The sequence below is a fragment of the Streptomyces sp. AF1A genome, assembly GCF_047340315.1.
Lineage (GTDB): Bacteria > Actinomycetota > Actinomycetes > Streptomycetales > Streptomycetaceae > Streptomyces.
Genome location: NZ_JBLEBI010000075.1, coordinates 1 through 17,737 on the forward strand (window position 1 = coordinate 1; position 17,737 = coordinate 17,737).

Below are 17,737 nucleotides of genomic sequence, written 5' to 3' on the forward strand. Positions count from 1 at the left end.
GCCGCCGCGGTGGCGGCGTACCTCGTCCTGGCCGACCCGTTCGCCGGACCCCTGCCCGCAGGCTGGGCGAAACGCGCGGTCCCCAAGCTGGGCGCGACCCTCGCCGTCCCCGCCGACTACCAGGTGACCCGGCCCGGCAAGAACGACACCGACAAGAACTGGGTGACGTACGGCGACTGGAGCGGCGCCGTCTGGATCACGCTGGAGCTGTCCCGGAAGTCGGAGGACTCGCTGCACCAGATCAAGAACAGCGCGCGGTCCCAGATGTACGCCGACGACGAGAAGTTCCGCAGCGAGGGCGAGTACACCCTCCACATGCCCAAGGGCGCGAAGACCCACCCGGACGACACCGCCACGTACCACGGCAGGCAGGCCGCGCGGAACACCGTCGACTACATCACCGACGACAGCGACAACCCCCGCCCGCGCGAACTGCAGATCTTCTACTACCGGACGGGCGCCGGCGACCTGTACCGGCTCACCGTCGGCTACCCGTCCAAGGGCGACTTCACGGCTCGCGGCCGGCAGGTGGCGAAGGCCGCGATCGCCAACCTGGCGCTCACGAAGCTCTGATGCCCCTTCGACAAGCGCGTGGTGCGCACGGTACTCATGTGACATGACCGAAGACGGCGAACGCCCGCCCGACGCACGTGTGATCGGTGGTCGCTACCGGCTGGCCGAGCGCCTCGGGACCGGCCCCGCCGGGACCGTCTGGCGTGCCCGGGACGAACAGGGACGGCGTCAGGTCGCCGTCAAGGAGCCGTTGCTGCCCGGAGATCCGGCCGAGGACGAGGACAGCCGGCGCCTCGCCCACCGGCTCTACCGGGAGGCCCGCGCCGCCACCCGGGTGCGGCACCCCTCCGCCGTCAGGGTGTACGACGTCGTCACCGACGCCGGGGTCCCTTGGGTCGTCATGGAGTTGGTGGAGGGCGAGTCCCTGCGCGAGGTGCTGCGCCGCGGGCCCGTGCCACCGGCCGAGGCCGCCCGCGTCGGGCTCGCCGTCCTCGGTGCGCTGCGCACCGCCCACGCCGTCGGCATCGTGCACCGGGATCTGAAGCCGGCCAACGTCCTGCTGGAACGGGAGACCGGGCGGGTCGTGGTCACCGACTTCGGCATCGGTGACGGTCGGGCGGAACAGTCGCCCACCGGGTTCGCCGCCCCCGAGCGGACGGCCGGACCCGGCGCCGGGCCGGCCTCCGACCTGTGGTCCCTGGGCGCCCTGCTCCGCGCCGTCCTCGGGGACACGGACCCCGGCCCGCTGGGCCCGCTGCTGGACCGGCTGCACGCCCAGGAGCCGGAGGCCCGGCCGCCGGCCGAGCACGTCGAGGCCGCGCTGCGCGCTTACCTCGGGCTGACCGGCACAACGGAAGGGGCGCCGCCGACGCCGCCCCCTTTGCCGACGCCGGAGCCGACGTCGACCCCTACGCCCACGCCGACATCGACCCCTATGCCGACGCCGACGCCGGAGCCGACATCGACTCCTACGCCGACGCCGACGCCGACATCGACTCCTACGCCGGAGCCGACATCGACCCCTTCGCCCACGCCGACCCCCACGTCCACGCCGACCCCTGTTCCGGAGCGCCGCCGCACCCCGCGCACCGCGCTCGGGCTGCCGCTCGCGAGAAAAGCGGGAGCCGAGTGATCGGCCGGCTTGGTGGGGCGTCAACGCGCTGATCAGCGTGTTTGCTGCCAGTGATCACTGGCAGTATGTGAGCAGTCCGTGAATCCCCGTTACCGACGGGTACACAAAGCCCCTGGCGAGGCATACCCTGCGCGTCATGACGGACACGCAGGCCCCGGACATGGCCGGTACCAACCCCATCGCGCCCGCCCCCGAGGGCGCCCGCACCGCCGCCGACGTGGTCACCCCGGAACTGGTGGCCCAGCTCACCAAGGGTGTCGTCGGCTCCGGTCGCACGGCCAACCACACGCCGTTCACCGGCGAGAAGCTGGCCGACCTGCCCGAGTCCACCCCCGAGGACGTGCTGAAGGCCTTCGAGGCGGCCCGCGCCGCACAGGCCGTGTGGGAGAGGACCCCGGTGCGGCAGCGGGCCGCCGTCCTGCTGCGCTTCCACGACCTGGTGCTCCAGCGCCAGGCCGAGGTGCTCGACCTGATCCAGCTGGAGACCGGCAAGGCCCGGCTGCACGCGCACGAGGAGGTGCAGGCCGTCGCCGTCGCCGCCCGCCACTACGGCCGCCGGGCCGCCGCCTACCTCCGGCCCAAGCGGCACGCGGGCGCCATGCCGACCCTGACGAAGGTCACCGAGCTGCGGCACCCGCGCGGGGTCGTGGGCCAGATAGCCCCCTGGAACTACCCGCTGGAGCTGTCCGTCGGCGACGCGCTGCCCGCCTTCGCCGCGGGCAACGCGGTCGTGATGAAGCCGGACACCGAGACCTGCCTGACCGCGCTGTGGGCGCGCGACCTGCTGATCGAGGCCGGGCTGCCCGAGGGGGTCTTCCAGGTCGTCCTCGGCGACGGCCCGGTCGTCGGCCCCGAACTGGTCAAGCACGCCGACTACGTCTCCTTCACCGGCTCCACCCGCACAGGGCGCGAGGTCGCGCAGGGAGCGGCGGCCCGCCTGGTCGGCGTCTCCCTCGAACTCGGCGGCAAGAACGCCATGCTGGTGCTGGACGACGCCGACATCGAGAAGGCCGCCGCCGGCGCCGTACGCGCCTGCTTCTCCTCCGCCGGACAGCTCTGCATCTCCATCGAGCGCCTGTTCGTCCACGAGGCCGTCGCCGACGCCTTCCTGGAGCGCTTCGCCGCCCGTACCAAGGCCATGCGGCTCGGCAACTCCCTCGCCTACGGCGCCGAGATGGGCTCGCTGGTCGGCGAGCGCCAGCTGAAGACCGTCGAGCGGCATGTGCAGGAGGCCGTCGCCAAGGGGGCGAAGGTGGTCGCGGGCGGTGTGGCCCGCCCCGACATCGGCCCCTACTACTTCGAGCCCACCATCCTCGACGGCGTCGAGGAGTCCATGGCGGTGTGCGAGGAGGAGACCTTCGGCCCGGTCGTCTCGGTCTACCGGTTCAAGACCGACGACGAGGCCGTCGAGCGCGCCAACGCCACGCCGTACGGCCTCAACGCCTCCGTCTGGACGCAGAACGCCCGCCGCGGCCGGGACGTCGCCGCCCGCCTGCGCACCGGCACGGTCAACGTGAACGAGGGCTACGCGCCCGCCTACGGCAGCGTCCAGTCCCCGATGGGCGGCATGAAGGACTCCGGCCTCGGCCGCCGCCACGGCTCCGAGGGCATCCTCAAGTACACCGAGGCCCAGACCGTCGCCCAGCAGCGGCTGCTGCCCATGGCGCCCTCCCTGGGCATGACGGACGAGGCCTACGCCCGCTTCATGAGCACGAGCCTTCGGGTCATGAAGGCATTCCGGTTCCGCTAGTCCGCTTCGAGCGGCGTTCGCCAACACCCGTCAACACCCGTTGAAACCCGTTCTCGACGAGGAGAGCACGTGTCGCAGGAGAAGTCTGTCCAGACCCGGGACGAGGACGGGTACGACTACGACGTCATCGTGGTCGGTTCGGGGTTCGGCGGCTCGGTGTCCGCCCTGCGCCTGACCGAGAAGGGCTACCGGGTGGGCGTGCTGGAAGCGGGGCGCCGCTTCACCCGCGACACCCTGCCCAAGAACTCCTGGGACCTGAGGAACTACCTCTGGGCCCCGAAGCTCGGCATGTTCGGCATCCAGCGCATCCATCTGCTGGGCAACGTGATGGTCCTGGCCGGCGCCGGGGTCGGCGGCGGCTCGCTCAACTACGCCAACACGCTCTACGTGCCGCCGAAGCCGTTCTTCGAGGACCCGCAGTGGCGGGACATCACCGACTGGCAGGAGGAGCTGAAGCCGTACTACGACCAGGCCCAGCGCATGCTCGGCGTGCGGCTCAACCCCACGATGACCCCCTCCGACGTGCACCTGAAGGCGGCGGCCGAGCGGATGGGCGTCGGCGACACCTTCCACCTCGCCCCGGTGGGCGTCTTCTTCGGTGACGGCAAGGACGCCGACGGCACGGCGCGGGCCAGGCCCGGCGAGCAGGTGAGCGACCCCTACTTCGGTGGCGCCGGCCCCGCCCGCAACGCCTGCACCGAGTGCGGCGAGTGCATGACCGGCTGCCGGCACGGCGCGAAGAACACCCTCAACGAGAACTACCTGTACCTCGCGGAGAAGGCCGGCGCGGTCGTCCACCCCATGACGACGGTGGTGTCCGTCACCGACGACTCCCGTGGCGGGTACGCGGTGGCGACCCTGCCGACGGACCGGAAGAAGAAGGGCGAGGGCCGGGTCCTCACCGCGCGCAGGGTCGTCCTCGCGGCCGGCACCTACGGCACGCAGACCCTGCTGCACCGCATGAAAGCGGGCGGCCAGCTGCCGTACCTGTCGGACCGGCTGGGCGACCTGACCCGGACCAACTCCGAGGCGCTGGTCGGCGCGCAGACCGACAACCGCCGTTACCGCAAGGCGACCGGCGAGCCGAAGGCCGACTTCACGCGCGGTGTCGCCATCACGTCCTCCATCCACCCCGACGAGAACACCCACATCGAGCCGGTCCGCTACGGCAAGGGATCCAACTCGATGGGCGGCCTGTCGATCCTCCAGGTCCCGTACGCCGAGGGCTCCTCGCGGGCGCTGGCCTGGCTGGCGAACGCGGCCCGGCACCCCCTGCTCGTCCTGCGCTCCCTGTCGAACCGGCGCTGGTCGGAGCGGACCATCATCGGGCTGGTCATGCAGTCGCTGGACAACTCGCTGACGACGTACCTGAAGCCGGGCGGTGTCGGCAAGGGCCTGCTCACCGCCCGTCAGGGGCACGGCTCGCCGAACCCCAAGCAGATCAGGGCCGCCACGGAGGCCGCCTCCGCGCTCGCCGCCGAGATCAACGGCTTCCCCGGCAGCAACGTCGGTGAGCTGATGGGCACCCCGCTCACCGCGCACTTCCTCGGCGGCTGCCCCATCGGCGACTCCGCCGAGACGGGCGTGATCGACCCGTACCACCGGCTCTACGGCCACCCGGGCATCTCGGTCGTCGACGGCGCCGCGGTCTCGGCGAACCTGGGCGTCAACCCGTCGCTGACCATCACGGCGCAGGCCGAGCGGGCGATGTCCTTCTGGCCGAACAAGGGGGAGGAGGACCCGCGGCCGGCGCCGGGTGCGGCGTACGAGCGGCTGAAGCCGGTGGAGCCGCAGGCCCCGGTGGTCCCGGCCGAGGCGTTCGGCGCGCTGCGGCTGCCGTTCCTCGGGATACCGACGGTCCCGCCGAAGAACTGAGCGGCCCTGCGGCCGGGGATGCCGAGGCGTCCCTGGCCCCGAGACAGTGAAGAGGGACCTGCCTCCCCCTCCGAAGGCAGGTCCCTCTCACTGCTTGTTGATCCGGCAGCAGGTTTGATCAGCGAGGACCGCGAAGGGTTGCCCCGACCCGGCCGGAATCGTGTGTGACGTGGGCCACGTTATGCGGCCGCGCCCGAACCGGAGCCGTTGCGGCGACGCACGACGAACACGGCACCGGCGCCGACGACGACGGCCGCACCGCCGACCAGCCCGATCACCGGCAGCGCCGAGGAGGAGCCGGTGTGCGCGAGGGAGCCGGTGGGCTCCAGTTCGGTGGCGCCGCCCTGCGGCTCCTTGCCGCCGGCCGGCTTCGTGCCCTTGCCCGGCTTGGCCTCGCCCGGGTCCGGGTTGCTGCTGCCGGGCTTGAGCACGGTGAACTCGTAGAAGCCGAACGCGCTGTGCACGCAGTTCTTCTCCTCGTCGACGTACCCGCCGATGCCCATGCTGAAGCCGTCGCCCGCGGGGGCCTTGGCGGTGATGTCGACGCGCAGCTTGATGGCGACCGTCTCCTTCGGGCCGAGCGACGTCTCGCCGAAGTAGAGGCCGTTGCCGACCTCGTCGGCCATGGACTGCCAGGCCTTCGTCTGCGGGTCGAAGTACTCGAGCTTGGCGTAGGTGCTCAGCCAGTCCTTCTCGTCGTCGCTCATCGCGTAGTTGTCCACGGTCGCGAGCCACTGGACGGTGCCGAGGGACTGGTCGCTGTGGTTGGCCGCCGTCATCGTGAAGGTGTGCCAGCCGCTGCCGGCGACGATCTTGCCGGGCAGGCCCGAGACGGAGATGCTCAGTTGGGAGTCGGGGTCGACCATGTCGTCGCCGACCGGGCAGTCGCTGGGCTCGGCGGTCGGCGTGGCGCTGTCGGTGGGCGAGGACGACGCCGACGCGCTCGCGCTGTCGCTCGGCGAGGCGGAAGCGGAGGCCGAGGCGGACTCGGAAGCCGAGGCGGAGGCGGAGTCGGAGGGGGAGGCCGAGTCCGAGGCAGTGGTCTCCGGTGAGGTCGTGTCGCTGTTCTCGGGCGTGGTGGCGGTGTCGTCCGCGGGCGTGCTCTCGTCGGTGGCGGGGCTGCTCACGGAGGTGCCCGGCGAGTCCTCGGCGAACGCGGCCGGGGCGGCGAGCAGGGCGAGCGGGGCCATGGCAGCCGTCGCGGCCGCGGTGACCATGGCGCGGCGAAGCTTCATCTTGAAGACCTCATAGGGGTCGCGCGCTGCGGCGCCGCAGCGCGGGGCGGAGGCCTCCGCGTGTGGGGCGCGGGCGTGGCCGGTGGTTGCGTAAGGGAGACCCGTTGCCTGCGGAAAGGGTTGTGCTTGCGCTCACGCAACTTCCGGCATGACGCCGGTCATGTGCCCGGGGCACGGCGAAGGGCCCCGCGGGAGTGAGGCCGCGGGGCCCTTCCTTTCGTCAGCACCGACGTCAGGGCAGCGCCGGTGCCGGGGGCGGCGCCGGGGGGTTGCGCCGCTGGTTCGGGTGGGCTCGGCCTCTGACGCACGGCGGTCAGCAATGCCGTTGCCTGCGAGGGGACTTGGCTTGTACGCATCGTGCTGGATGGGCAGGGCATCCGCAACCGTTTGACCCGGCACTGGTGCATATTTGCAATTTTCCGCCGGTCGGCCCCGGGCGTCCCCGGAGCCGACCGTTCTCTTGGGTGACCGGGCTGCTGTCCCCTGCCGTCCGGTCACTTCCCTGGAGCGAGGTCCCACGGCGCACGGCACGACCCGTACGCCTCATCGCTCCAGCGAGCCACGCGTGGTTCTGTCGGGCCCGCCCCTGGCTGGCACGGACACCCCGCTCAACGAGGCGTGCGCGGGCCGGTCACGCGCCGTACGGGTGAGAGCGGGGCCGAACTCAGATGCGACCCCGGCACAGGTCGAGCAGGGTCATGCCGAGGGCGGTGCCGGGCTTGCCGAGCGCGTCGCGGTAGCGCCCGAGGATCTCCATCTCGCGGGACAGGCTGACCCGCCGGCCGCCGGCGGCGATACGGGTCTGCTGGACCACGGCGGAGACGGCCATCCGCTCCTGGACGAGACCGATGATCCGGTCGTCGAGCGCGTCGATGCGCTCGCGGGCCTCGGCGATGGTCGCTTCCGGGGTGCTGGTGGTGGTCATGTGCGGGGCTCCTGATCGGTGACGGTTCAGGGACGCCCCGAAGCGACAGGACCCGGGAAACGACAGGCGCCCCGGGCCTTGTCGGCCCGGGGCGCCTGGGAAGTCGCTTGGCGTTGGCTCAAGCAGCACGACCATGGCAGCCGGCGGGCCGGATGCCATAGGTAAAGACGGAGGTCGCGTGCTGGAGCATGCCCCCAGTATGCCACGGCGGGCTTCGGGGGAGGGCGCCCCGCCCGCGCCGTTAGACTCGGTAGCACAGGCCCCCGCCCGACCACCAGAAGGCCCCCCCGTGTCATCAGCGACTTCCACCGCCGCCAATCCGGACACCGTCCTGGTCGTCGACTTCGGCGCGCAGTACGCCCAGCTCATCGCCCGTCGTGTCCGCGAGGCGCGGGTCTACAGCGAGATCGTGCCGAGCACCATGCCGGTCCGGGAGATGCTCGCCAAGAACCCCGCGGCGATCATCCTCTCCGGCGGCCCCTCGTCGGTGTACGAGGAGGGCGCGCCCCGCCTCGACCGCGAGCTCTTCGAGTCCGGCGTCCCCGTCTTCGGCATGTGCTACGGCTTCCAGCTGATGGCCCAGGTCCTCGGCGGCACCGTGGACAACAGCGGCGCCCGCGAGTACGGCCGTACGCCGCTGCACGTCTCCAAGGCGTCCTCCACCCTCTTCGAGGGCACCCCGGCCGAGCAGTCGGTGTGGATGTCGCACGGCGACGCCTGCTCCGCCGCCCCCGAGGGCTTCACCGTCACGGCCTCCACGGACGTCGTCCCGGTCGCCGCCTTCGAGAACGACGACAAGAAGCTCTACGGCGTCCAGTACCACCCCGAGGTCATGCACTCCACGCACGGCCAGCAGGTGCTGGAGCACTTCCTGTACCGCGGCGCCGGCCTGGAGCCGAACTGGACCACGGGCAACGTCATCGAGGAGCAGGTCGAGGCCATCCGCGCGCTGGTCGGCGACAAGCGCGCCATCTGCGGCCTGTCCGGCGGCGTCGACTCCGCGGTGGCCGCCGCCCTGGTGCAGAAGGCCATCGGATCCCAGCTGACCTGCGTGTACGTCGACCACGGCCTGATGCGCAAGGGCGAGACCGAGCAGGTCGAGAAGGACTTCGTCGCGGCCACCGGCGTGCAGCTGAAGGTCGTCGACGCCGAGGAGCGCTTCCTGAAGGCGCTCGCCGGGGTCAGCGACCCCGAGGAGAAGCGGAAGATCATCGGCCGCGAGTTCATCCGGGTCTTCGAGCAGGCCCAGGCCGAGATCATCGCGGACGAGGGCCCGGCCGTGGAGTTCCTGGTCCAGGGCACGCTCTACCCGGACGTCGTCGAGTCCGGCGGCGGCACCGGCACCGCCAACATCAAGTCGCACCACAACGTCGGCGGCCTGCCCGAGGACCTCGAGTTCAAGCTGATCGAGCCGCTGCGCAAGCTGTTCAAGGACGAGGTCCGCATGGTCGGCCAGGAGCTGGGCCTGCCGGAGGAGATCGTCCAGCGCCAGCCGTTCCCCGGCCCCGGCCTCGGCATCCGCATCGTCGGCGAGGTCACCAAGGAGCGCCTGGACCTGCTGCGCGAGGCCGACGCCATCGCCCGCGAGGAACTGACCGCGGCCGGCCTCGACCGCGACATCTGGCAGTGCCCGGTGGTGCTGCTCGCCGACGTGCGCTCCGTCGGCGTCCAGGGCGACGGCCGCACCTACGGCCACCCCGTCGTGCTGCGCCCGGTGTCCTCCGAGGACGCGATGACCGCCGACTGGTCCCGGCTGCCCTACGACGTCCTCGCCCGCATCTCGACCCGCATCACCAATGAGGTGCGGGACGTCAACCGGGTCGTCCTCGACGTGACCTCGAAGCCGCCGGGCACCATCGAGTGGGAGTGATCCGGGAGTGATCCCTACCTGCGCCTGATGGTGCGCAGGCGCCGACCGGGCTGCCAGACCTCGACGACCAGATAGGTGTCGTCCTCGACGTGGGTCCGTACGACCTCCGTCAGCTCGGTGCGGAAGAGGTGGAACGGCTGCGGCGGTTCCACCTCTTCCGCGTACGCGGCCTTGGCCGCGCCCTCCGGGACCTCGTACGCCCGCCCGCCGATCCGTACGTCGCCGCCGGCCATGCCGGTGCCCTCGCCCGGGTTGGCCTGCAGCGAGAAGCGCGGGTCGCGCAGCAGGTCGCGGGCCTTGAGCGAGTCCGGCATCATGCCGAGCCAGAGCTCGCCGCCGCGGAAGTCCGCCTCCAGCCCGGAGGTGCGCGGGGAGCCGTCCCTGCGCAGGGTGGCGAGAACGTGGTGGCGGAAGGCGCCGAAGCGCTGTTCGACGATCCTGGCGAATGCGGGTTCGGCCGCGGTGAAGGCATCCCAGTTCATGCCGGCCACTGTTCCGCCCAATCCCGACATCTTCTGTCGCCTTTCCAGCCTGCGCGCCATCTTTACAGAACACCTCTGCCCTTTTGCGCCGACCGGCGGTAACTTCCCGGCCGTACCGCACCACCAGCGCTGGAGGACCTATGACCGGGCCCACCCCGCCGATGCCGCTGCCCACCGACCAGCTGCAGTTCGCCATGCCGCCGATGCACGACTCGGTCGACGGCGAGCGCCGGCACCGCAAGGAACGGCTCGCCGGCGCTTTGCGGATCTTCGGGCGGAACGGGTTCGAGGACGGCGTCTCCGGGCACATCACCGCCCGCGACCCGGAGTTCACCGACTGCTTCTGGGTCAACCCGTTCGGCATGCCGTTCAAGCACGTCACCGTGGGCGACCTCGTCCTGGTCAACCAGGACGGGCAGGTCGTCGAGGGCCGCTACCACGTCAACCAGGCCGCCTTCACCGTGCACGCCCAGGTCCACGCCGCCCGCCCGGACGTCGTCGCCGTGGCCCACTGCCACTCCGTGCACGGCCGCGCCCTCGCCGCGCTCGGCGAGCTGATCGAACCCATCACCCAGGAGAGCTGCGCCTTCTACGAGGACGTGGCGCTCTACGACGCCTACAGCGGCGTCGCCGTCGACGCCGAGGAGGGCCGCCGGATCGCCGCCGCCCTCGGCTCCCGCAAGGCGCTCGTGCTGCGCAACCACGGGCTGCTCACCGTCGGGGACTCGGTGGACGCGGCGGCCTGGTGGTTCCTGTCCATGGAGCGGTCCTGCCAGGTGCAGCTGCTGGCGCGGGCGGCCGGCCGCCCGGTGCTGATCGACCACAAGCTCGCCGTCGCCACCCGCGAGCAGCTCGGCGGCGACCTGGTGGCCTGGATCAACTACCAGCCGCTGTGGCAGGACATCAGCCGCAGCGAGCCGGACCTGCTCAGCTGAATCCCCTGAGCACCGCCGCCTTGGTCATCGCGAACTCCTCGTCCGTGAGCACCCCGTCCCGGTGCAGCTCCCCCAGCTCGCGCAGCCGGCGCAGCAGTACGTCGTGGTGGTCGGCCTGCGCCGGCCGGGCGGTCCGCTGCCGGACCCGGTCGCCCGTGCGCGTGGAGGGATGCGGCAGCCGGGCGGTGACCGCCGCCGCGACCAGCGCGGTCAGCAGGTCGCGCCGCACACTGCCCCACAGGTCCAGGGCGTAGGGGTCCCGCTCGGGAGGCAGCTTGGAGAACACCGTCTCCCGGGTCACGAACCGCAGGAAGCCGTCCTCGTGACCGGAGTTGGGCAGCCACTCCACCTGCACCACATCGCCGAGCCCGATGATCCGCGGGCCGGTCGCGCGCTTGACCCGGTCGGAGGTGTCGGCCCAGTCGATGCGGACCTGCGCGCCGTCGAAGGAGACCGTGCCGTCGGAGGACCGCACCGACACCGGCACCGGCGGGCCCGGCAGCAGATAGCCGCTCGTGGCCTCCTTGGGCACCTGGTCGAGGAGCAGCGCCTGCCGGATCTCCTCGGCGACGTACTCCGCGACCCCGCCGCGGTCCGCGTCCACCGCCAGCCGGTAGGGATCGGCCGCGTCCGGCAGCCGGCCGCCCGTGGCCTGCAGCAGCGGGTCGGCGCCCTCCCGCAGCCGCAGCCGCAGCCGGCCGCGCCTGCGCTCGGGTTCGTAGCCGACCCCCGAGACGGCCTCCAGGGGCACGGAGATCTCCCCGTACGTCTGCCGGAGCAGCGGCACGGAGCGGTGCAGCCCGGGGGTGATCCGGATCGTGCTCCCGTCGAAGGCCCAGGTCCCGTCCCGCTGGATGATCTCGGCCATGGGGAAATTCTCCCAGCCGGGTCAACACGGCGGCCCGTACTTCACCCGCCGTGACCCGGACCGGCCGCATCGGACCGCCCGCCGTACGGCACAATTCGCAGTCGACACAGGGCAGTTGCACGGCGAGGGGACGGCTCACCGACGGGCCGGCGGCCGTGCCGCGATGTCGTGGAAGGCGGGCTCGGGCGTGGCGGTGCAGGAGGCGAGAGGGGGCACGGGTGCCGAGGGGGACCACGAGGGCGGCTGCGCCTGCGGGGACTGCCCGCACGGCGCCCGGGAGGGGCACCGGCGGGCCGTCGCCGCGTTCCTGCGCCGGCGCGACGAGTTCGCGGCCGGGCAGGGGCTGCCGGCGGCCGTGGCGCACTCGGCCTCGGCGTCGCGCCAGTGGGTCTCCGAGGAACTGACCCAGCGGGCGGAGGCCGTCGCCGAACGCGGCCGCGCCGAGGGCGAGGTGTGGCTCGCCCGGCTGTGGCTGCGGACCCTGTACGGGGTGTGGGGCGCCGTCGTCGTGCTGCTGCTCGCCGAGGCGCTCACCGCGATCGGCGCCGGCTGGACCGCCGCCCGCACCGCCGGCCTGCTCGCCGCGCTCGTCGTCGCCGGTGCGCTGACCGCCGCCTGCCGGTTCCACCGGGAGCGCGGCGGGGCGCTCGCCCCGGTGATCGGCGAGGACCAGCGGATGTCCACCTCCCGTACCGTCGCCGCCGGCTGGGTGCTGTTCCTCGGCTACGCCGTCCTGCTGCTGGCGGTCCGGCTGGCCGCCGCCTCCGGCCATGCCGAGCGGGACGCGCTGATCTCGGGCCTCGGTCTGGCGCGCGGGGCGGGCGTGGTGACCGTCCTCGCCGTGGTGTGCGGCATCGCCGTGCTGGTCCGCCGGGTGGTGAGCGTGCGCATCCTCGCCCAGCGGCTGCAGAAGGTGCCGGCCCACCGGCCGCGCGTCGCCGACCTGCTCACCGACGACTCCGGCCGGGGCGCCTTCGCCGACATCCAGTACGTCGCCATCAGCGCCGTCGCCCTGGCGTTCGCCGCCGTACGCCTCGCGCGCCGCCCCGACCAACTGCCCGACCTGCCCTGGGGGCTCGCGGTCGTCGTGCTGATCTCGGCCGCGACCTACCTGGCCGGCAAGTACGCCGAGGGCGGCCGCCCCGCCATCCTCTCCGTGGTCCGCGCCCGCGACATCGGCGATCTGGACGGGCCGATCCGCACCGGCGACGACATCGAGATCCGCGGCACCGGCTTTGTGCCGCCCGGCGCGCAGGCCGCCGAGTGGCTGTCCCGCACGGTCGTCCGCATCGGCGCGGTCGACGTCCACGTGCCGCTGGTCCCCGTCACCGGCGGCTTCCGCAACCCCACGGACGGCGTCCTCACCGTGCCCGTGCCGGCCGACGTGGAGCCCGGCGCGGTGGAGGTCCAGGTGGTGACGGCGGCGGGCGTGCCCACCAACCGGTACACGGTGCAGGTCACGGAGTAGTGCACGGTCGTCGTCCCGGACGGGGCGACGGGGGGCCGCCGCACGCCGTAATCCGCACGGGGGTACGAAAACCGGGAAAAATCTCGGGTGAGGATTGAACTGTCTCTCCCTGTCATACGTATCGTCAAAAAGGGGCCACAGGCCACGGCGGTGAGAGGCGGCTGACAGCGATGACTCATGGTATCCGGACGGAAACGCAGATCACCCGAATGAGCGGCCGCCGCGACTGGCGGGACACCGCCACCCACTACGCGCTGCTGCCGCTGCGCATCTTCCTCGGGGTCACCTTCATCTACGCCGGCCTGGACAAACTCACCGACAGCGCGTTCATGAAGGCCGCCGGCGCGGGCTCGATCGGCGAGACCATGCGCTCGGCCCGCGGCTCCGCCGCGGTGCCCGCCCTGATCGACATGGCCCTGAAGAGCCCGGTCGGCTTCGGCTACGCCATCGCCTTCGGGGAGCTGGCCGTCGGCATCGCCACCCTGCTGGGGCTGCTCGGCCGGCTGGCCGCTCTCGGCGGGGCGCTGATCTCACTCAGCCTGTGGCTGACCGTGAGCTGGGCGACCACCCCCTACTACTACGGCAACGACCTCGCCTACCTGATGGCCTGGCTGCCACTGATCCTCGCGGGCGCCCCCTACCTCTCCGTGGATGCGGCCTGGCGTGCCCACCGACGGCAGCGCGCCGGTGGCTTCCACTGACCCCTCGGCTTCCGCTAACTCCTCGCGCCGCCGCCCCGTGCGCGTATGCGCCGGGTGACGGTGGCCGTGAGGCCGGCCAGGCACAGGCCGCCCACCACCAACGGGACAACGGCGAACCACGGCGTGTCCCACAGCCCTGCCGCGTCCCCGGCGAACACGGCGCCGGTGGCGGTGAGGAACAGCCCCGCGACCAGCTTCCCGGGCTGGAACTCATGACGCAGCACGGCTGACCTCCACCTCTCCCACACCGACACCGAGCGTGAGGTCCAGGGTGCCGGTCTCCTTGCCGCCCTTGACCGGCGCCAGTGTCACGTCCTTGTGCCTGCCCGGCTGCACGTCCACGTCCTTCCCGTTTTGCTCGTCAGGCCCGCCCTGCCCCGGCAGCCGGATGTCGCCCAGGCCGACGGCTATGTTCATGCGCACCGTGGCATCGGCCGGCACGATCACCTTCAACTGCCCCGCACCGACGTGGGCGTCCGTGGCGACCGTCCGCCCCTTGCCCGGGCGCACCCGGCTGAGGTCGAGCGTGCCGCGCCCGGTCCCCAGCTCGTACCTGGGTCTCACGTCCGCCGTCGCGGCCGGTGTCCAGGCCGTGTCCCTCCAGTGGGTGGTGATGTCCCGGGGCACGGCCGTCGCCCCGGCCAGCAGCGCCGCCGTGACGATCGCCAGGAACACCGTCCCGGCGCCGGTACGGCCCAGGAAGGCGCTGACCGCGAGGCCCAGGCCGAAGACGGCCAGCGTGCAGGCGAGGCCGGCCTGCAGGCTGCTGCCCAGCGGATGCGTGTGCCAGGTCAGCCCGGTGCCCAGGCCGCCCGCCAGCAGCGCCAGCAGGAACACCCAGCCGCCGATCCAGCGCGGCCCGCGCGGCCTCGGGGGCGCGGGTTGCGGCGCCCGCGCGGAACCGGGGTGGGTCCACGGGGTGGCCAGGCGGACGTCCACGGCCGAGAGGAGGTCCCGCTCGTGCGCGTCGCCGGGCCCCCACAGATAGCCCGTCCCGCCGACGTGGGTGCCGTCCTTGACGATCGGGTCCCGCCACCAGGACGGGTAGGTGGTGACGACCGGCGGCGCCTGCGCCTCCGGCGGGGCGTCGGCGGCGGCCTGCGCGGCCAGCGGGTCGGGGTCGGGGGCACCCCGGTGTCTCGACCAGTACCCGGCGCCCGCGAGCAGCAGGGAGAGCACCACGGCGAAGGCCAGCACCGCGCCGTTCCTCAGCATGGTGAGCAGGATTCCGCAGCCGACCAGCGCGAACAGCACGGCGGCCAGCGCCTCGCCGTCGACCCGGCCGGTCAGGAGCTTGCGTACCTCGTTCTCCTCGTCGTCCTCGTACGGCACCAGCAGCCAGACGAAGCCGTAGAACAGGAGGCCGATGCCTCCGGTCGCGGACAGCACGGCCAGGGTGATCCGGAAGATCACCGGATCCATGTCGGTCTGCCGCCCGAGCCCCGCGCACACGCCCGCGATCATCTTGTGCCGGCGGTCGCGCCGGAACCGGTCGGGGGCCGCGGCGGTGTCCGGCTCCTGCTCCTGCCCGTCGGCGCGGGTGCCGGCGCCTGCACCTGCGTCCGCGTCCGCGCGAGGGCCGCCGGTGCTTCGGGGGCCGTCGGTGCCTCCGGCGCGGGGGTCGGTGGCGTCGCCGGCCGCTCTCGTCCCTCCCGTCGCGGCGGGCGCGGCATCCGGCGGCCCGGCGCCCGGGTCCGGGCGCGGGCCGGGGCCGGGTCCCGGACCCGTCGCGGCGTGCTCGTGATCCGTCATGCGTCCATGGTGACGGGCGGGCCGCCGCGACGGCAGTCGGGACGACCCTGGGCGAACCCTGAAATCGGCCCTGACGCGGGCCGGGGAACCGTTCGAGCGGCACGGATGGGCACAGACCGGCACGCACCGGGCCGGGAGCCGGTCCGGCCGACGGGCCCCGCGGAAGATCAGGGGAGTCTCCGGGCCCGACCCTGATGCCCCGGCCCGCGGCCCGTGTGACCATCGATGCCATGCCGGAAGCCGCAAGCGCGCCCCTCGACGACCCGCGGCCGCCGCGCAAGCTCTACCGCAGCAGCGACGGACGCTGGCTCGGCGGGGTGGCGCGGGGTCTCGCCGGGCATCTCGGGCTGCCCGTCATCTGGGTCCGGCTCGCGTTCGTCGGCCTGTTCATGGCCAACGGACTCGGCGCGCTGCTGTACGCGGCGTTCTGGTTCTTCGTCCCGCTCGGCGTCGGTGGCGTCGGCGATCACAAGCCGCCGCTGGTCGCCACGGAGACCGCGCCGGGCGGTCGCCGCCGACTCGTGACCCGCAAACCGGACCGCGGGCAGATCGTCGCCCTGCTCCTCATGGTCATCGTGTCCATGGTCTTCGTGGGCAGCGTCAACCTGACCAGCGCGGCCAAGGCGTATCTGGTGCCCGCCGTGCTCGTCGCGGCCGGCGTCGCCCTCGTCTGGCGCCAGGCGGACAACGCCCGCCGGGCCCGCTGGGTCGAGGTGGGCCGCCGGCGCCGCACCCTGACCCTGCTGCGGGCGGCCGGCGGTGTCGTGCTGGTCACGGCCGGCGTCTCGGCCATTTTCGTCCTGCAGGGCTCGGCCGCCCACCTCGGCGCCGTCCTGCAGGCGGCGCTCGCCGTCCTCGTCGGTATCACGCTGCTCGCAGGTCCCTATCTGGTCCGGATGACCCAGGACCTGTCCGAGGAGCGCCTGATGCGCATCCGCGCCCAGGAGCGAGCCGAGGTCGCCGCGCACGTCCACGACTCCGTGCTGCACACCCTCACCCTGATCCAGCGCAACGCCGACAACGCGAGCGAGGTCCGCCGCCTCGCCCGCGCCCAGGAGCGGGACCTGCGCACCTGGCTGTACAAGCCGGAGGGCACCGGCAAGGACGAGGCCGACGAGCCGGACACGGTCGCCGAGGCGGTGCGGCGCAACGCCGCCGAGGTCGAGGACAAGCACGGTGTACCCATTGAGGTCGTCGTCGTGGGCGACTGCGCGCTCGACGAGAGAACCGGGGCGCAGATGCAGGCCGCGCGCGAGGCGATGGTGAACGCGGCCAAGTACGGTGGCGAGGGCGGTGCCGTACAGGTCTACGCCGAAGTCGAGGGGAGGACGGTCTTCGTGTCCGTGCGCGACCGCGGTCCGGGCTTCGACCTCGACGCGATACCCGCCGACCGCATGGGTGTCAGAGAATCGATCATCGGCCGTATGGAGCGCAACGGCGGTACGGCCCGGCTGCGGGCGGTGCCGGGCGGCGGCACGGAGGTCGAGCTGGAGATGGAGAGGGCGGAGAAGACGGCATGAGCGACGCGACCGAGGCGAACGGCACGCCGGGAGCGGGGGAGGCGGCCGGGCGGCACGTACGGGTGGTGCTCGTGGACGACCACCGGATGTTCCGCACCGGCGTCCAGGCGGAGATCGGCCAGACCGCGGAGACCGGCGTCGAGGTGGTCGGCGAGGCCGCGGACGTCGACCAGGCGGTCACGGTCATCACCGCGACCCGGCCCGAGGTGGTCCTGCTCGACGTTCATCTGCCCGGCGGCGGCGGGGTGGAGGTGCTGCGCCGGTGCGCGGCGTTGATGGCGGACGCCGAGCGGCCCGTCCGCTTCCTCGCGCTGTCCGTGTCGGACGCGGCGGAGGACGTGATCGGCGTGATCCGCGGCGGCGCCCGCGGCTATGTCACCAAGACCATCACCGGGGCCGACCTGGTCGACTCCATCTTCCGGGTCCAGGACGGCGACGCGGTGTTCTCCCCGCGGCTGGCCGGGTTCGTGCTCGACGCCTTCGCCTCCACCGACGCCCCGCCCGTCGACGAGGATCTGGACCGCCTCACCCAGCGCGAGCGCGAGGTGCTGCGCCTGATCGCGCGCGGCTACGCCTACAAGGAGATCGCCAAGCAGCTGTACATCTCGGTGAAGACGGTCGAGTCCCATGTCTCGGCGGTACTGCGCAAGCTCCAGCTGTCCAACCGGCACGAGCTGACCCGCTGGGCGACCGCGCGCCGACTGGTCTGAC

The 17,737-nt window shown here is 72.7% G+C and carries 15 protein-coding genes and 1 pseudogene; 10 read left to right on the forward strand and 6 right to left on the reverse strand.

Going from position 1 to position 17,737, the window contains the following annotated elements; genetic code table 11:
- The 4 genes and pseudogenes from ACLU3S_RS20515 to ACLU3S_RS20530 form a co-directional block, all read left to right on the forward strand.
- Positions 1–573 (forward strand): annotated as a pseudogene (locus tag ACLU3S_RS20515) (serine/threonine protein kinase); the annotation flags it as partial.
- 43 nt (positions 574–616) lie between these two features.
- Positions 617–1,645, forward strand: a complete 1,029-nt coding sequence (locus ACLU3S_RS20520) for a serine/threonine-protein kinase (RefSeq protein WP_413953360.1) — start codon at positions 617–619, stop codon at positions 1,643–1,645.
- A 136-nt stretch (positions 1,646–1,781) separates the two neighbouring features.
- On the forward strand, positions 1,782–3,395 hold the full coding sequence (locus tag ACLU3S_RS20525; RefSeq protein ID WP_413953361.1) for a succinic semialdehyde dehydrogenase: 1,614 nt from the start codon (positions 1,782–1,784) through the stop codon (positions 3,393–3,395).
- A gap of 69 nt (positions 3,396–3,464) precedes the next feature.
- Positions 3,465–5,270, forward strand: coding sequence for a GMC family oxidoreductase N-terminal domain-containing protein (locus ACLU3S_RS20530; protein ID WP_413953362.1), 1,806 nt, complete (start codon positions 3,465–3,467; stop codon positions 5,268–5,270).
- Between the two features lie 179 nt (positions 5,271–5,449).
- Here the strand turns inward: ACLU3S_RS20530 and ACLU3S_RS20535 are convergent, their stop codons facing one another.
- Both ACLU3S_RS20535 and ACLU3S_RS20540 read right to left on the reverse strand, forming a co-directional pair.
- Positions 5,450–6,505: a hypothetical protein gene (locus ACLU3S_RS20535; protein ID WP_413953363.1), complete on the reverse strand. Its 1,056-nt coding sequence runs from the start codon at positions 6,503–6,505 to the stop codon at positions 5,450–5,452.
- Positions 6,506–7,169: 664 nt separating this feature from the next.
- Positions 7,170–7,430, reverse strand: a complete 261-nt coding sequence (locus tag ACLU3S_RS20540) for a chorismate mutase (protein ID WP_413953364.1) — start codon at positions 7,428–7,430, stop codon at positions 7,170–7,172.
- Positions 7,431–7,719: 289 nt separating this feature from the next.
- Between ACLU3S_RS20540 and guaA the strand changes: the two genes are divergently transcribed.
- Positions 7,720–9,300, forward strand: a complete 1,581-nt coding sequence (guaA, locus tag ACLU3S_RS20545; RefSeq protein ID WP_413953365.1) for a glutamine-hydrolyzing GMP synthase — start codon at positions 7,720–7,722, stop codon at positions 9,298–9,300.
- Positions 9,301–9,314: 14 nt separating this feature from the next.
- Here the strand turns inward: guaA and ACLU3S_RS20550 are convergent, their stop codons facing one another.
- The gene (locus tag ACLU3S_RS20550) at positions 9,315–9,782 is read right to left on the reverse strand and encodes a pyridoxamine 5'-phosphate oxidase family protein (protein ID WP_413953366.1); all 468 of its coding nucleotides are present in this window, start codon (positions 9,780–9,782) and stop codon (positions 9,315–9,317) included.
- A 140-nt stretch (positions 9,783–9,922) separates the two neighbouring features.
- On the opposite strand from ACLU3S_RS20550, the gene ACLU3S_RS20555 reads away from it, so the two are divergent.
- Positions 9,923–10,717, forward strand: a complete 795-nt coding sequence (locus ACLU3S_RS20555) for a class II aldolase/adducin family protein (RefSeq protein ID WP_413953367.1) — start codon at positions 9,923–9,925, stop codon at positions 10,715–10,717.
- Here the strand turns inward: ACLU3S_RS20555 and ACLU3S_RS20560 are convergent.
- Positions 10,710–11,585 (reverse strand): DUF4429 domain-containing protein, encoded by an 876-nt coding sequence (locus ACLU3S_RS20560; protein ID WP_413953368.1) that lies wholly within the window; start codon positions 11,583–11,585, stop codon positions 10,710–10,712. The two genes, ACLU3S_RS20555 and ACLU3S_RS20560, sit on opposite strands and share 8 nt — an antisense overlap.
- Before the next feature lie 187 nt (positions 11,586–11,772).
- On the opposite strand from ACLU3S_RS20560, the gene ACLU3S_RS20565 reads away from it, so the two are divergent.
- Positions 11,773–13,053, forward strand: a complete 1,281-nt coding sequence (locus tag ACLU3S_RS20565; protein WP_413953382.1) for a hypothetical protein — start codon at positions 11,773–11,775, stop codon at positions 13,051–13,053.
- Between the two features lie 170 nt (positions 13,054–13,223).
- Positions 13,224–13,754: a DoxX family membrane protein gene (locus tag ACLU3S_RS20570; protein ID WP_413953369.1), complete on the forward strand. Its 531-nt coding sequence runs from the start codon at positions 13,224–13,226 to the stop codon at positions 13,752–13,754.
- A gap of 14 nt (positions 13,755–13,768) precedes the next feature.
- Here the strand turns inward: ACLU3S_RS20570 and ACLU3S_RS20575 are convergent, their stop codons facing one another.
- The gene (locus ACLU3S_RS20575; RefSeq protein ID WP_413953370.1) at positions 13,769–13,978 is read right to left on the reverse strand and encodes a hypothetical protein; all 210 of its coding nucleotides are present in this window, start codon (positions 13,976–13,978) and stop codon (positions 13,769–13,771) included.
- A complete protein-coding gene (locus ACLU3S_RS20580; protein ID WP_413953371.1) occupies positions 13,965–15,506 on the reverse strand; it encodes a PspC domain-containing protein in 1,542 nt (513 codons plus the stop codon). Before ACLU3S_RS20580 ends, ACLU3S_RS20575 begins: the two co-directional genes overlap by 14 nt.
- Before the next feature lie 194 nt (positions 15,507–15,700).
- Between ACLU3S_RS20580 and ACLU3S_RS20585 the strand changes: the two genes are divergently transcribed.
- The gene (locus tag ACLU3S_RS20585) at positions 15,701–17,026 is read left to right on the forward strand and encodes a PspC domain-containing protein (protein ID WP_413953372.1); all 1,326 of its coding nucleotides are present in this window, start codon (positions 15,701–15,703) and stop codon (positions 17,024–17,026) included.
- Positions 17,023–17,736: a LuxR C-terminal-related transcriptional regulator gene (locus ACLU3S_RS20590; RefSeq protein WP_413953373.1), complete on the forward strand. Its 714-nt coding sequence runs from the start codon at positions 17,023–17,025 to the stop codon at positions 17,734–17,736. The genes ACLU3S_RS20585 and ACLU3S_RS20590 overlap by 4 nt, the downstream gene beginning before the upstream one ends.
- Position 17,737 lies beyond the last annotated feature (1 nt).